General features: G+C 74.9%; 10 protein-coding genes. 4 read left to right on the top strand and 6 right to left on the bottom strand.

Going from position 1 to position 14987, the window contains the following annotated elements; genetic code table 11:
* Nucleotides 1-39: 39 nt before the first annotated feature.
* Nucleotides 40-1008 carry a hypothetical protein gene (locus tag ABD353_RS03795; protein WP_344621999.1) on the top strand — a complete coding sequence of 323 codons (969 nt, stop codon included), beginning with the start codon at nucleotides 40-42 and terminating at the stop codon, nucleotides 1006-1008.
* A 57-nt stretch (nucleotides 1009-1065) separates the two neighbouring features.
* On the opposite strand, the gene pepN is transcribed toward ABD353_RS03795, so the two are convergent.
* Nucleotides 1066-3552 (bottom strand): aminopeptidase N, encoded by a 2487-nt coding sequence (pepN, locus tag ABD353_RS03800; RefSeq protein WP_344622000.1) that lies wholly within the window; start codon nucleotides 3550-3552, stop codon nucleotides 1066-1068.
* A gap of 165 nt (nucleotides 3553-3717) precedes the next feature.
* On the opposite strand from pepN, the gene ABD353_RS03805 reads away from it, so the two are divergent.
* On the top strand, nucleotides 3718-4956 hold the full coding sequence (locus ABD353_RS03805) for a TerD family protein (RefSeq protein WP_344622044.1): 1239 nt from the start codon (nucleotides 3718-3720) through the stop codon (nucleotides 4954-4956).
* Between the two features lie 114 nt (nucleotides 4957-5070).
* On the opposite strand, the gene ABD353_RS03810 is transcribed toward ABD353_RS03805, so the two are convergent.
* Nucleotides 5071-6000 (bottom strand): proline dehydrogenase family protein, encoded by a 930-nt coding sequence (locus tag ABD353_RS03810; protein ID WP_344622001.1) that lies wholly within the window; start codon nucleotides 5998-6000, stop codon nucleotides 5071-5073.
* A 90-nt stretch (nucleotides 6001-6090) separates the two neighbouring features.
* A complete protein-coding gene (pruA, locus tag ABD353_RS03815) occupies nucleotides 6091-7719 on the bottom strand; it encodes an L-glutamate gamma-semialdehyde dehydrogenase (RefSeq protein ID WP_344622002.1) in 1629 nt (542 codons plus the stop codon).
* A 206-nt stretch (nucleotides 7720-7925) separates the two neighbouring features.
* On the opposite strand from pruA, the gene ABD353_RS03820 reads away from it, so the two are divergent.
* Nucleotides 7926-9539 (top strand): PucR family transcriptional regulator, encoded by a 1614-nt coding sequence (locus tag ABD353_RS03820; protein WP_344622003.1) that lies wholly within the window; start codon nucleotides 7926-7928, stop codon nucleotides 9537-9539.
* Between the two features lie 55 nt (nucleotides 9540-9594).
* Here ABD353_RS03820 and ABD353_RS03825 read toward each other — a convergent pair whose 3' ends face one another.
* A complete protein-coding gene (locus ABD353_RS03825; protein ID WP_344622004.1) occupies nucleotides 9595-11052 on the bottom strand; it encodes an alkaline phosphatase PhoX in 1458 nt (485 codons plus the stop codon).
* A gap of 264 nt (nucleotides 11053-11316) precedes the next feature.
* The gene (locus ABD353_RS03830; RefSeq protein WP_344622005.1) at nucleotides 11317-12471 is read right to left on the bottom strand and encodes a hypothetical protein; all 1155 of its coding nucleotides are present in this window, start codon (nucleotides 12469-12471) and stop codon (nucleotides 11317-11319) included.
* A gap of 183 nt (nucleotides 12472-12654) precedes the next feature.
* Here ABD353_RS03830 and ABD353_RS03835 point away from each other — a divergent pair, with 183 nt between their 5' ends.
* Entirely contained in the window at nucleotides 12655-13098 is a 444-nt protein-coding gene (locus ABD353_RS03835) for a VOC family protein (protein ID WP_344622006.1), read from the top strand.
* Between the two features lie 47 nt (nucleotides 13099-13145).
* On the opposite strand, the gene ABD353_RS03840 is transcribed toward ABD353_RS03835, so the two are convergent.
* Nucleotides 13146-14813 carry a hypothetical protein gene (locus tag ABD353_RS03840; protein WP_344622007.1) on the bottom strand — a complete coding sequence of 556 codons (1668 nt, stop codon included), beginning with the start codon at nucleotides 14811-14813 and terminating at the stop codon, nucleotides 13146-13148.
* Nucleotides 14814-14987: the final 174 nt, after the last annotated feature.

The raw sequence follows: 14987 nt of genomic DNA on the forward strand, positions 1-14987 counted from the left end.
CCCGGGAGCAACGGCGTCGGGTGGGGAGGAGGGGAGCCGGTGGCGCTCCGCGAGGACACCGGGCCGGTCCGCACGGCCGTCCGGTACGGACGGCACAGCCGGCCCAAACCGATCGGGGGCAGGTTCCGGCTGCCCACCATCCGCTTCTCGGGTGCGGCGGTGGCGATGTCCACCGTGGTCGGCATCAGCATCGCCACGACCTGGCTGCTGAACGAGCAGCAGGGCGTCGGGCGCCGGCCGGGCATGTCGAACGTGGGCGCCAGCCCGCCGCTGCCCAGCCAGGACGGCCACGGCACCGGGAACACCACCCCGGTCGCGGAGACCGTGCACACCGCGCCCACCGCGCCGACCCGCAGCACCCACACCGGCAGCGCGCCCGCGGCCGCCTCCGGGCGCCCTTCGGCGGCGGCGTCCTCGGGCGGCGCGCCGTCCGCAGGGGCGCCGAGCGGCTCGCCCTCGCCGTCCGGCTCCGCGACGACCGGCACGGCCGCCGGCGCCTCACCCTCCCCGCAGCCGACCGACGCGCGGCCCGCCGCCCCGGAGCCGGCCCGGCCCGACCCGACCCTGTCCACCGGCGGCCCGTCCCCGGACAAGCCGGTCGGGATCGAGCCGCTCTCCGGCCGGGCGGGCGTCGAGCTGATCGGCCCGGCCGGCACCCGGCACACCCTGGTGCTGGAGGTGCGCGAGCCGATGACCGCGCTCCAGGTGGAGCTGCGGCTGCAGCGTCCGGCCGTGCTGCCGGGCACGGCGCCGTGGACCAGCCTGCCGGGGGTGGTCACCACCGTCTCCCAGGAACACGGCGTCCTCGTCCACCGGTACACCCTGCGGCCCGGGCTGGACGTCGAGCCCGGCACGTACACCTTCGAGGTGCTCGGCACCCGGCTGCCCGACGGCCGGTCCGCGGGCACCGCCCAGGAGGTCTGGAGCGCCTCGGCGTTCGTCCCGTACGGCCGCGATCCGCGGGCGGTCGCCGTCCGCGGCGGCTTCGAGTGGCCGCGGGGCTCCTGACCGGGTGCCCCGGCGCCGGCTCCGTCCCCGGACGGGGGACGGAGCCGCCCGGGCGGGTCAGGCCCGGTGGGCGACCGCCCGCCGCAGGTCGTCCAGTTCGTCGGCGAGCACCCGGCGGACGGTGGGCGTGAGGTCGGTGCGGGCCAGGCACGCCTCGGCCGCCCGGACGGTGCCCGACAGCGCCAGGCCGACCGGGAAGAGCGAGTGGCCGAGCGCCTTCACGACCGCGCCGCCGCGCGCACCCACCGCCGGCATCTGCTCGAAGTACCGCCGCATGTAGGCCTGCTGGAGGTCCGGGCGGCCGGAGCGCCAGAAGCCGTCCGCGGTGGCGACGAGCAGGTGGTTGGAGAGCCCGTCCGGGGTGAACATCGCCTGCCAGGCGCGCTCCTTGGCGGCCGCGTCGGGCAGCGCGGCGCGGGCCCGGGCGGCGCCCTGCTCACCGGTGTTGCTGGGGTCGGCGGCGAGCTCCGCGGCGATCCGCTCCTCGTCGGCCTCGCCCGCGGCGGCCAGCTGCACCAGTACGGCCCAGCGCAGCTCGGTGTCGAAGGGCACCCCGCCGGGCAGGTCGCGGCCGTCCAGCCAGCCGGCCAGTTCGGCGAGCCGCTCGGGGCCGGTGGCGGTGGCGACGGCGGCGCGCAGCGCGGCGATCCGCAGGCTCTCCCCGGCGTCCGGCCGGGCCAGCACCGCACGGGCGGCGCCGTTGACCAGGGTCAGCGCGGCGGGCCGGTCGGCGGGGTCGAGGTAGCGGGCGACGACGTGCTCGGCGGCGAACTTCAGCACCGCCTCGACGATGGTCACCGCCGTCTCGGCGGGCAGGTGGTCGGCGACCAGCCGCAGGTATCCGGCGGCCGGCAGTTCGGCGGAGCGCACCAGGTCGCGGGCGTGCTCCCAGAGCACCGCGCGGGCGAGCTCGTCCTCGATCCGGGAGAGCGAGGTGCCGACGGTCGCGGCGGAGTGCTCGTCGAGGCGGATCAGCGCCCAGGTGAGGTCGCCGTCGTTGGGCAGCAGCAGCGCCGGGCGGGCGGCGCCGGCCAGCTCGGGCAGCGGGGTGCGGCCGCCGGCGGCGACCTCCGCGTCGATCCGCCCGCGGAGCACCACCGCGCCGTCCGCCAGGTCGTAGACGCCGACCTTCACCCGGTGCGGGCGGGTGCCGTCGTTGACCAGGGCGACCGAGGCGAGCACGTCGCCCTCGGCCTCGACCTCCAGGCGCAGCGTGTCGACGCCGCTGGTGCGCAGCCAGGCCTCGGCCCAGGCGGGCACGTCCCGGCCGCCGGCGGCGCTCAGCGCGGCGAGGAAGTCGGCGAGGTCGGCGTTGCCCCAGCGGTGTTCGGCGAAGTACGCGTTGAGGCCGGCGAAGAAGGCCTTGTCCCCCAGCCAGTGGACGAGCTGGCGCAGCGCCGAGGCGCCCTTGGCGTAGGAGATGCCGTCGAAGTTGACCAGTGCCTCGGCGACCGAGCCCATCCCGACGGCGGCGACCGGGTGGGTGGAGCCGCGCCGGTCGGCGTCGTAGCCCCAGCCCTTGCGCTTGACCGCGAAGGAGGTCCAGGCGCCGGTGAAACGGGTGGAGTCGGCGGCCGTCCGGTAGCCGAGCATCTCGGCGAAGGACTCGTTCAGCCACAGGTCGTCCCACCAGGCCATGGTGACCAGGTCGCCGAACCACATGTGCGCCATCTCATGGCAGACCACCATGGCCCGCATCTCGCGCTGCGCCTCGGTCGGCGCGGAGCGGAAGAGCAGTTCGTCGCGGAAGACCACGCAGCCCGGGTTCTCCATCGCCCCCCAGTTGAACTCGGGGACGAAGGCCTGGTCGTACGTCCCGAACGGGTAGCGCTCGTCGAAGAGGCCGTGCAGCCGGTCGAAGGAGGCCCGGGTGACCTCGAACAGCTCCTCGGCCTCCCGGTCGAGCTCGGCGGCGAGCGAGCGGCGGGCGTACAGGCCGAGCGGGATGCCGTCGTGCTCGGTGCGGACGGCGTGCAGCGGGCCGCCGACCACGGTGACCAGGTAAGTGGAGACCGGGCCGACCGGGGCGATCTCCCAGCGGCCGTCGGGCAGCCGGGCGGAGGTGCCGTTGCCGATGACCGTCCAGTCGTCCGGTGCGGTGACGGTGACGGTGAACGGCGCCTTCAGGTCCGGCTGGTCGAAGCAGGCGAACATCTGCGGCGCGAGGTCGGGGCCGAGGCTGGCGAAGACGTACACGGCGCCGTCGGCCGGGTCGGCGAAGCGGTGCAGGCCCTCGCAGGTGCGCGAGTAGGCCATGTCGGCCTCGACGAGCAGCTCGTTCTCGGCGGCCAGCCCGGGCAGCGCGAGGCGGTTGCCGTCGAGGGCGGCGGGGTCGAGCGGCCGCCCGTTCAGCTCGGCGCGCAGCAGCGCTGCGGGGTTGACGTCGACGAACGAGTCCTGCCCGGGCTCCGCGCAACCGAACCGGATCACGGTGGTGCTGCGGAAGAGGTCCTCGCCCCGGGTGAGGTCGAGGTCGACGGAGTACGAGCGCACGTCGAGCAGCTGGGCACGGACGGCGGCCTCGGAACGTTGCAGTGCTGGCATTCCAGCATGCTTTCCCAGCCGGGCGGGTGCGACAAGCCCTGTTCTCTCACAGCGGGAAGCGGCTGACAGCGGGTCACCCGCCGTCCGGCGGCCGGGGTGCCCTAGGGTGGCCGGGGAGAAACCCGGCCGCCGCGAGGAGCGAGGAGGAGCACCGTGACCACGGTCCTGACCCAGGGCGGAAACGCCCCACTCAACGCCGCCCGGGTGACGGTCGAGGTGACGGCACCCAAGGCCCTGGACGTCTCCGGCCTGCTGCTGACCGAGGCCGGCAAGGTCCGTTCGGACGACGACTTCGTCTTCTTCAACGCCCCGCACGGCCCCGGCGTCACCCACCGCCCGGGCGGCGGCGGCACGCCCGACGCGATCACCGTGGACACCTCGGCGGTGCCGGACGGCATCGACAAGATCGTGGTGACGGCGAGCCTCGACGAGGCGGGCGCGACCTTCGCCGGCACCGAGCCGACCGCCACCGTGCGGGACGCCGGCAGCGGCGAGGTGCTGGTGACCTTCACCCCGCCCAGACTCAGCAGCGAGACGGCCCTGGTGGTCGTCGAGGTCTACCGGCGCGGCGGCGTCTGGAAGGTCCGCGCGGTCGGCCAGGGCTACGCGAACGGCCTGGCCGGCATCGCCACCGACTTCGGCGTCAACGTGGAGGACCCGGGTCCGGCGGCCGCCGCGGCGCCGCCGCCGATGCCCGCCGCGCCGCCCCTGCAGGCCCCTCCGGCACAGGCCCCTCCCGTACAGGACATGCAGAAGCCCGCCGCGCCGCCGCAGCCCTCGGCACCCCCGGCGGCCACTGCGTCCGCTCCTGCTGTGCCTTCGATGAACAAGGTGACCCTGGACAAGGGCCGGGTCAGCCTCACCAAGGGCGGCTCGGTCTCGCTGGAGAAGGGCGGCAAGCCGTTCCTGTCCGCCGTGCGGATGGGCCTCGGCTGGGAGCCGGCGGGGCGCGGCCGCAACGTCGACCTGGACGCCTCCTGCATCGCCTTCGACTCGCAGCGCAAGAAGATCGAGACGGCCTGGTTCATGAAGCTGTCGATCTTCAACGGCGCGATCGCGCACTCCGGCGACAACCTCACCGGTGCCGGCGCCGGCGACGACGAGTCCATCACCGTCCACCTGGACGGGCTGCCGCCCGAGGTGTGCGGTCTGGTCTTCGTCGTCAACTCCTTCTCCGGCCAGAAGTTCACCGACGTCAAGAACGCCTACTGCCGCCTGCTGGACGCCGGCAGCGGCCAGGAGCTGGTCCGCTTCGACCTCACCCACGCCGAGTCGCGCACCGGCGTGGCCATGTGCAAGCTGGTCCGCCAGTTCTCCGGCGAGTGGGTGATGACCGCGCTCGAGGAGTACGTCGACGCCAAGACCGCCCGCGGCATGGTCGACCCCGCGGCCCGCATGCTCTAGCAGCCCCGCGGCACGGTATGACGAAGGGGACGGGCGCCCACACGCCCGTCCCCTCCTCGGACCGGCCGGCAGCTGTCGGCCGGTCCCCACATCCCCCCGCGGCTGACGGTGCGATCAGCCGCGGGTGGCCATGGCGCGCAGGAAGAAGGTCAGGTTCGCCGGGCGCTCGGCGAGGCGGCGCATGAAGTAGCCGTACCACTCCTGGCCGTAGGGCAGGTAGACGCGCATGGTGTTGCCCTCCTCCGCGAGGCGCAGCTGCTCCTCGGGGCGGATGCCGTACAGCATCTGGTACTCGAAGCTGTCGGCGTCGCGCTTGTTCCACTCGGCGAGCTGGCCGGCGATGCGGACCATGCGCGGGTCGTGGCTGGCGATCATCGGGTAGCCCTCGCCGCCCATGAGGACCTTGAGCGCGCGGACGTAGGCGAGGTCGACCTGCTCCTTGCCCTGGAAGGCGACCGACTCGGGCTCCTTGTAGGCGCCCTTGCAGAGGCGGACGCGGGAGCCGGCGTGCGCCAGGTCGCGGCAGTCGGCCTCGGTGCGGCGCAGGTAGGCCTGGAGGACGACGCCGAGCCACGGGAAGTCGGCGCGCAGCTCCCGGGCGATCTCCAGGGTGGAGTCGGTGGTGGTGTGGTCCTCCATGTCGAGGGTCACCGTGGTGCCGGCCGCGGCGGCGGCCTCGCAGATCCGCCGGGCGTTCTCCAGTGCGATCTTCTCGCCGTCCGCCGGCAGGAACTGACCGACCGCGGAGAGCTTGACCGAGACCTCGGCGTTCGCCGCGAGGCCGGTCTCCTCGAGGGCCGCCAGCAGGTGCTCGTACGCCTCCGCGGTGCCGGCCGCCTGGGCGGCGTCGGCGGTGTCCTCGCCGAGGTGGTCCAGGGTCACCCGGCGGCCGCTGGCGACGAGTTCGGCGGTGGCGTCGATGCCCTGCTGCAGGGTCTCGCCGGCGACGAAGCGCTTGACGATGGCCTGGGTCGGCGGGAACTTCTCGACGACGGTGCGCACCTGCGGGGAACGGGACGCTGCGAGGAGGGCGGAACGGAGCATCGGTGACTCCTGGGCTTTCTTCCGGAGTGGTGGAGAGGGCGGGACGGCGGCCCGGGGTGTGGGCCGCCGTCCCGGATGTGCGACGGGGTGTCAGCCCATGTGCGGGTAGCGGTAGTCCGTCGGCGGGACGAACGTCTCCTTGATGGAGCGGGTGGACGTCCAGCGCATCAGGTTCTGCTTGGCGCCGGCCTTGTCGTTGGTGCCGGAGGCGCGGCCGCCGCCGAAGGGCTGCTGGCCGACGACGGCGCCGGTCGGCTTGTCGTTGATGTAGAAGTTGCCGGCGGCCTGGCGCAGCACCTGCATGGCGTGCTGCACGGCCTCACGGTCCTGGGCGATGATCGAGCCGGTCAGCGCGTACGCGGCGACGGACTCCATCTGGGCCAGCATCTCGTCGTACTTCTCGTCCTGGTAGACGTGCACGGCGAGGACCGGGCCGAAGTACTCGTCGCGGAAGTACTCGCTCGCCGGGTCCTCGCAGACCAGGACGGTCGGGCGGACGAAGTAGCCGACCGAGTCGTCGTAGGTGCCGCCGGCCAGGACCTCGACCTTCGGGTCGGCCTTGGCGCGGTCGATCGCGGCCTTGTTCTTGGCGAAGGAACGCTCGTCGATGACGGCGCCCATGAAGTTGGACAGGTCGCTGACGTCGCCCATGGTGAGCCACTCGACCTCGTCGCGGAACTCGTCCTTCAGCTCGGCCCAGAGCGAGGCCGGGACGTAGGCGCGGGAGAGCGCCGAGCACTTCTGGCCCTGGAACTCGAAGGCGCCGCGGGTCATCGCGGTCTTCAGCACGGCCTTGTCGGCGGACGGGTGGGCGACCAGGAAGTCCTTGCCGCCGGTCTCGCCGACGATCCGCGGGTAGGTGCGGTAGCCGGCGATGTTGGTGCCGACCTCGCGCCACAGGTGCTGGAAGGTGGCGGTGGAGCCGGTGAAGTGGATGCCGGCGAGCGCGGGGTGCTTGAGGGCGACCTCGGAGACGGCCAGGCCGTCGCCGGTGACCATGTTGATGACGCCCTTGGGCAGGCCGGCGGCCTCCAGCAGCTGCATCAGGTAGTGCGCGGCGAACTGCTGCGTCGGGGACGGCTTCCAGATCACCACGTTGCCCATCAGCGCGGGCGCGGTCGGCAGGTTGCCGGCGATCGCGGTGAAGTTGAACGGGGTGATCGCGTAGACGAAGCCCTCCAGCGGGCGGTGGTCGCTGCGGTTCCACACGCCGTCCGAGGAGATCGGCTGCTCGGAGATGATCTGCCGGGCGAAGTGCACGTTGAAGCGCAGGAAGTCGACCAGCTCGCAGGGGGTGTCGATCTCGGCCTGCTGCGCGGTCTTGGACTGGCCGAGCATGGTGGCGGCGGCCAGGGTCTCGCGCCAGGGGCCGGCCAGCAGGTCGGCGGCCCGCAGGAAGATCGCGGCGCGGGAGTCGAAGGAGAGCGCCTGCCACGCCGGGGCGGCGGCGAGGGCGGCCTCGACCGCGTCCTGCGCGTCGTCCCGGGTCGCGTTGCGCAGGGTGCCGAGGCGGGCGGCGTGGTTGTGCGGCTGGACGACGTGGATCTCGTCGCCGCCGCCCATCCGGTGCTCGCCGCCGATGGTCATGGTGAGCTGGAGCGGCTCCTGGCCACCCAGCTCCTTCAGCTTCGCCTCCAGGCGGGCCCGTTCCGGGCTGCCGGGGGCGTAGCTGTGGACCGGCTCGTTCACCGGCGCGGGGACCTGGGTCACAGCATCCATGGCGCGCACGCTCTCCTTCTCGTCATGGGTCGGCCGGCGGGGGTCGCACGTCGGCCATGCGGCAACGCTATGCCGCGGCCGGGGCCCGCTTGATTGGCCGGGCCGCCAAAGTGCGGCCGATACCCTTGTACGTGTGAACAGACCCGCCGACCAGCCGAAGGCCGCCGTCCGGTGAGCGGCGCCCGCTCCGCGCCCGGGGCGGCCCGGTGACCGCCGTGCCGGGCCTGCCGCTGCGGCAGTTGCTGATGTCCCTGGGCGAGCCGCTGGTCGAGCTGCAGGCCGCCCCGGCCGGCCTGGACGTGCCGGTGCGCGACGTCGCGATCCTCGACCCGGAGGAGCCGCCCGCGGCCGGCCCCGGCGAGCTGGTGCTGGCGATCGGCGTCCGCGGCCGGGCCGCGCTGCCGGTGGTGCGCGCGGCGGGCCGGGGCGGGGCCGCCGCGGTCGCCGTCAAGCCGGAAGCGGGCGGTGTCCCGGACGCGCTGCGGGAGGCCGCGGCGGAGGCCGGGGTGGCGCTGCTGTCGGTGCGCCCGGAGACCCGCTGGGAGCACCTCGACGGGCTGGCCCGGATGCTGATCGCCGGCCCCGACACCCCGGAGGCCGCCGAGCCGAACGCCGGCGACCTGTTCTCGCTCGCGCAGACGGTCGCGGTGCTCACCCACGGCGTGGTCTCCATCGAGGACACCTCCAGCCGGGTGCTCGCCTACTCCCGCTCCTCCGACTCGGACGAGCTGGACGACCTGCGCCGGCTGTCCATCCTCGGCTGGCAGGGCCCGGAGCCGTACCTGTCCAAGCTGCGCGAGTGGGGCGTCTTCCAGCACCTGCGCGGCTCCGACGCGGTGATCGAGATCGACGCCCACCCGGACCTCGGGATCCGCCGCCGGCTCGCGATCGGCATCCGGGCCGGCGCGCAGCCGCTGGGCACCATCTGGGTCCAGGAGGGCGCCCAGCCGCTCGCCGAGCAGTCCGAGCAGGCGCTGGTCGGTGCCGCCCGGGTCGCAGCCGGGCAGCTGGTGCGGCGGCGGCGCGAGCTGTCCGCGGACGTACGGCTGACCCGCACCCTGCTGACCGGCCTGCTGGAGGGCTCCACCGGGCCGCAGTCGCTGGCCACCCACCTCGGCCTGGGCCTGCGCCGCCCGGCGACCGTCCTGGCGTACGCCGCCGACTCCCCCACCGGGGGCGCCGACCCCGAACTCACCCGCGCCGAGGTGACCGGCCTGATCTCGGTGCACGCCGCGGCCCGGCACCGCGGGGCGCTGCTCGCCCCGATCGAGTCCCGGGTGTACGTGCTGCTGCCCGAACTGCCGCCCGCGCTGCCCGCCGCCACCCTGCGCGGCTGGGCGCAGGAGGTGGTCGACGCGGCCCACGAGCACCTCGGGGTGCGGCTGCGGGCCGCGATCGGCACCACGGCGGACGGCCTGGCCAAGGTGACCGAGTCCCGGGCGCAGGCCGACCGGATCCTGGACGCGATGGTCCGCGGCGGGGTCGCCCGCCAGGTCGCGGCGCTCTCCGACGTCCAGGCGGAGGTACTGGTCAGCGAGGTGCTGGCGCTGCTGCAGGAGCACACCCGGCTGCGCGACCCGCGGCTGACCGAACTGGCCGAGTACGACCGGAAGCACGGCACCCGGCTCGCCGAGTCGGTGCTCGCCTGGCTGGACGCGCTCGGCGAGGTCCGGGTCGCCGCGGACGCCCTGCACATCCACCCCAACACCCTGCGCTACCGGGTCCGCCGGGCCGAGCAGATCACCGGGCTCGACCTCGCCCAGCCGCAGCAGCGGCTGCTGGCGATGCTGCAACTGCGGCTGCCCGCCGAGGACGCCTGACGGCGTCGACGACGGGCAGCGCACCGGTCCCGTCCCGGCCCGCGGGCCGGGACGGTCAGTGGTGGCGGCGCAGGCGGTGCCACGGGCCGGTGACGGCGAGCATGATGCCCGGCTCCTGGATGTTGGCGAACAGCGTCCCGCCGTCGGCCGAGAAGGTGACGCCGGTGAACTCGCTGTACTCCGGCTCCTCCGCGGTGCCGAGGTTGAACTCGTTGCGGGCGATCGGGAAGGTCCGGCCCTCGTCCGTGGTGCCGAACAGGTGCTGCTGGCCCTCGCCGTCCTCGGCGATCACCAGGCCGCCGTGCGGGGAGACGGTGATGTTGTCCGGGCCGTCGAAGTTGCCGTTGTCCGCCCAGACGTCCTTGTTGACGCCGAGCAGCACCTTCAGGGTGACGGTGCGACGGGCCGGGTTGTAGAACCACACCTGGCCGTCGTGCTGGACGGGGCTCTCCTCGCGGGCGTAGCTCGCCACGAAGTAGGTGCCGCCGTCACCCCACCACATGCCCTCCAGCTTGCGGGAGCGGGTGATCTCGCCGTCCTTGAACTGCTTGCGGACGGAGACCGTCTTCGCGTCGCGGTCCGGCACCTTCACCCAGTCCACGCCGTAGGTGGTGCCGATCGCCGTCGCCCGGGACAGGTCGTCGACCAGCTTGCCGTGCGAGTCGAAGCACTTGAAGGCCTCCAGCACGCCGGCGTCGTCGGCCAGCGTCCGCAGCCTGCCCCGGCCGTGGTGGAAGCCGGCCGGCGGGGTCCAGCGGTAGAGCAGGCCGTTCGGGCCGGACGCGTCCTCGGTCAGGTAGACGTGGCCGCGCTTCGGGTCGACCACCGCCGCCTCGTGCGGGTAGCGGCCGAAGGCCTTCACCGGCTTCGGGTCGCGGTTGGCCTCCTGGTCGTACGGGTCCACCTCGAAGATGTAGCCGTGGTCCTTGGTCATGCCGTTCTGGCCGGCCCGGTCCTCGGTCTCCTCGCCGGACAGCCAGGTGCCCCACGGGGTCGCGCCGCCCGCGCAGTTGGTGGAGGTGCCGGCGATGCCGACCCACTCGCGGACCTGCCTGCCGCGCTCGGCGACCTCGACGACGGTGCAGCCGCCGGCCGCGGCAGGGTCGTAGACGTGGCCCTCCAGCAGCGGCACCGGGTGCGGCCAGCTGCTGCGCTTGCCCTTCAGCTCGTGGTTGTTGACGAGCAGGGTGGCGCCGTGCCGGCCCGGGAAGGCCGCGGTGCCGTCGTGGTTGCTGGGCGTCGACTCGCCGGTGACCAGCGTGGTCTTCCCGGTGTACGTGATGATCCGGTACGTGAAGCCCTTGGGCAGGGCCAGGATGCCGTCCGGGTCGGACACCAGCGGGCCGTAGCCGAGCGCGGTGTGCGCGCCCTCGCCGGCCGCCGGGGCGTCGCCGCCGAGCGGGGCCGCGATCGCCCCCGGGGCGGTGGCCAGCACCTCGGCGCTGCCGGCGATGAGGACACCGGCACCGAGCACGGTCGAGCGGTTCACGAAGTCCCGGCGGGACAGCGACATGTCGGTCACTCCTGAGGGTGGGCGTACGGGAAGGACGCGCAGCAGACTCTTCGCGGCGGGTGAACCCGGCGTGAACCGGGGGCTGCGGCGCGGTGGTGTTTTGCCGTCCTCATGCGAACCCATGACCTGCTCTTCACCAAGGACCGCAAAGACCGCTCCAGCCGCGCCGGGACCCGCGACGCGCGGCCGCACCGGGGTTCTCGCGCGAGCCGCACCAGGGGCGCTGTGGGCACCTTGCGGCCGAAGGCCCCGGTCGGCGACGCCTCAGTCGCGGCGCAGGGTCCGCCAGTCCTCCCAGGCAGCCAGCCACGCCTCCTCGGCGCCGTCCGGGCCGTCCGGCGTGCCGCCCGCCCACAGCCGGGCCCAGGCCAGCTGCGCCGCCAGGCTCGGCACCTCGCTGGCGAAGACGGTGTACCGGACGGACTCCGCGACGGCCGCCTCGCCCTCCGCCGTCCCCACCAGCCAGTCCGTCCGCTGCGCCAGCCAGGTCAACTGGTTGACCAGGGCGGACACCGCCTCCACCGCCTCCCGGCGGGACTCCGAGGCCAGCCGCATCTGCTGGCGCACCGCCGACTCCCAGCACTCCGCCCCGGCCTCGCCGCGCAGCCGCCGCGGGATCCGGCCGGTCCGCCGGGCGCACAGCTGCGCCTCCATCGCGATGGCCTCCTGTATGCCGTGCTCGACCACCGCCCGGTGCGCCTCCAGCCCGGCGGCCGGCGGCAGCTCCCGCTCCTCCACCGGTACGGCACGCCGCCACTGACGCGCCGCCAGCTCACGGGCCTGCGCGGTGCCGCCGCTCACGAAGGGAGCGGCGTCGCCGACCCGGCGCAGCTCGACACCGCCCGGCGGCAGCCCCCCCGCCGGGGCGGGCGCGGCGGCGCCGCCCCGGCGCTGCCCGCCGGCGCCCGCGGGTGCGCCCCCGGCGGGGTCCGTGCCGTCGGGGCCGGGCGGCCGGACGTCCTCGTGGATCTCCACCGGGCAGGGCTCTCCGTCGACGGAGATCCAGCCGCGCAGCGCCCTCGTCAGCCCGGGCCCGTCGCCCTCGTCGATGTCCAACTGGTCGTAGACCCGGTCGCGTTCGTCCTCCACCGCGTCCTCCAGCTCGGGCAGCGGCAGCGCCCGGGCGGGATCGGCGGGGTCGGCGGTGCGCTGGGTGCGGACGGTGACGTGGGGGCCCTGCGGGCTCGTCCAGTCGCCGGAGCGCAGCTCGACCCAGCGGAGCCGGCCGTCGAGCACCTCGTACCCGGCCAGGCAGTCCCGGCCGGCGGGACCGCCGGCGGCGGCGTAGAACGGGAAGTCCGCGCCGGCCAGCACCCGGAGGTCGTGCTCCTCGTGCTCCCGGTGCCGCTCCTCCGGGGTGCGCGCGGGGCCGGCCGCGTCCTCGGGGTCGTGGGGCCCGCCCACGTGCCGTCTCGTCATGCTGGCCGCACCCCCGGTCCTCGCCGCGCCGTCCGCGGCGGCCGCCGGGCGCCGACCCGACCACCGCACCGCGTCCGCCCCACGATACGGGTCGGCACACCTGGCAGGCCATCAGGCCGCACGACCCGCCGACCGCCCGGGAACACCCGCCGGATGTCGGCGGCGCTGCCTACCCTGAGCGGCATGACTTCGACCACCGACTTCCCGGCCCGGATCAGCATCGTCACCCTCGGGGTCACCGACCTGGGCCGCTCCACGGCCTTCTACGAGGCACTGGGCTGGCGCCGCTCGGCGGCGTCCAGTCCGGAGATCGTCTGGTTCCGCACCGCCGACTCCGTCCTCGGCCTGTTCCCCGCGGACGAACTGGCCGCCGACGCCGGCGTCCCGGCGGTCGGCGAGCCGTCCTTCCGCGGGGTGACCCTCGCGGTGAACCTGGAGTCCACCGCGAAGGTGGACGCCGCGCTCACCACGGCCGTCGCCGCCGGCGCCACCGTGGTCAAGCCCCCGGCCGCCACCTCCTGGGGCGGCTACTCCGGCTACTTCGAGGACCCGGACGGCCACCTCTGGGAGCTGGCCCACAACCCCTTCTTCCCCTTCACCGAGGACGGCAGCCTCGACCTGCCGTAGGCCCCGCCCCGCGGATCCCGCCGGCCGCGTCCGCAGCAGGGCCCGGGTCAGCCGTTGCCCTGCTGGGACTTGGCCTTGAAGGCGGCCTTGCGGGCCTCCTTGGCGACGGCACGGTCCGTGTGCAGCTCGCCGACGGTGTCGAGGACCAGCGCCGTGTAGGGGTGCGGCACCCGCCAGAGCTCGCCGAAGTAGGAGGCCGGGTTGTCGGTCACGGGCAGGCCGGCGACCAGTTCGCGGAGCTGGCCGGCTTCGCCGCGGCCGACCAGCAGCACGGCCGAGAAGTGGTCGACGGTGCGCCAGAGGGCGACCGGCCGCTCGGCGGCGGCGACGTCGTGGCCGTGGCTGCGCAGCAGCTCCCGGGCGAGCCCGCCGAGCTCCGGGTCGTCGACGACCTCGGTCAGTGCGGTGTCGCCGGCCTCGCCGAGGTCGTCGAGCGCGGCCGCGGTGAACATCCGCCGCACCGGGCTGTGCGCGTCCAGCCCGCGGGAGGCGGCGAGCAGGTCGCGGGCACCGTCCAGCGGCTCGCGCCCGGCGAGCCAGACCTGGATCTCCCGGTCGGGCAGCACGTTCGGGGACTCGGCGAGTCCGCGCAGCAGGGCGGCGGCGTCGCCCTGGGCGAGGTCGCCGATCAGCGGGGCGTCGTAGCCGTCGGCGAGCAGCCACTCGCGGACGCCGTACTGGCCGAGCGGGGTGAGCCGGACGAGGCCGAAGCGGGCCGCGTCCTCCTCGCTGGGCTCGCCGGCGGCCTCGGCAGCGGGTGCCGCCTCCTCGCCCTCTTCCTCCTCCTCGAAGAGCTCCGGGTCGATCGGCCGGTGCTCGACCAGGCCGAGTTCGGCGAGGTCGGCGAGCATCGGGTCGAGTTCGACCATGAGGTCGGTGATCTGGCCGAGCATCTCCTCGTCCGGCTCCTCGCCCTCGGGGACGACCAGCAGCGCGGCGAGCACGCCGAGCGGCACGGTCTCCTCGCCGGGCTCGGCGAACGCGGTCAGCTCGTACAGCACCTGGAGCGCCTCGTCGAGGAGCTCGGCGGCGGCCTCGCTGGCCTCCTCGACCTCGGCGAGCGCGCTCTCCGCGGCGTCCTCGTCGTCGGCGTCCCCGGCGGCGCCCGCCCCCGCCCCCTCGCCCGGGCCCTCGCCCTCGATGTCGAGCAGGTCGGTGTCGACGGCGAGCTCGCGGACGATGCCGGCCGCGGTCAGCCACAGGTCGAGGACGGTGGACGGGTCGCCGGCCTCGGCGTCCGCGACCTCCTCCATGGGGACGGCGACGTGCTCGCCGGCCTGGGTGGTGCCGAGCTCGACCAGGTCGAGGTCGCACGCCAGCGACCAGGCCCGCAGCACCTCGATCACGGCCTCCTCGGGCACCTCGCCCTCCTCCGGGGCGAGCCCGATCAGCCGGGCGGCCGGGCCGCGGTCGTCCTCGACCAGGTCGCCGAACTCGTCCACGACCCGGTGCGGGGCGGCCCAGCGGGCCAGTGCGACCGCCCGGGCGATCAGCGGGACGGCCAGCGCGGCGGCGGCCAGCTCCGCCTCGGGGGGCAGCGCGATCGGCGGGACGAGCACCGCGGTGTCGTCGAGGTCCTCGTCGTCCTCGTCGCGGCCGCCGGCCCCGTACAGCTCGGCCAGGTCGTAGTCGGCGGGCAGCAGGCTCTCGGCGGGTGCCGCCTGCGGCCCGGCACCGGCCGAGTGGTCAGGGGTGTTGCGGCGTCGTCCGGCCATCGTTGGCGATCTCCCGTGGTGGCTGTGCTGGGCCCGGGCCGTCGCGTGTCGGCCCATCCACTCAGCGTATCGGGCGGGGCGGCCCGCCGCCGTGCCCGCGGGGCGCGCGCCGCCCGGGGTGTGACGGAGAACCGCCGGTGGAGGGGGGTCCGGACGGCCCGGCGGCCCCGATCG

The sequence above is a fragment of the Kitasatospora arboriphila genome (assembly GCF_039528095.1).
Taxonomy (GTDB): domain Bacteria; phylum Actinomycetota; class Actinomycetes; order Streptomycetales; family Streptomycetaceae; genus Kitasatospora; species Kitasatospora arboriphila.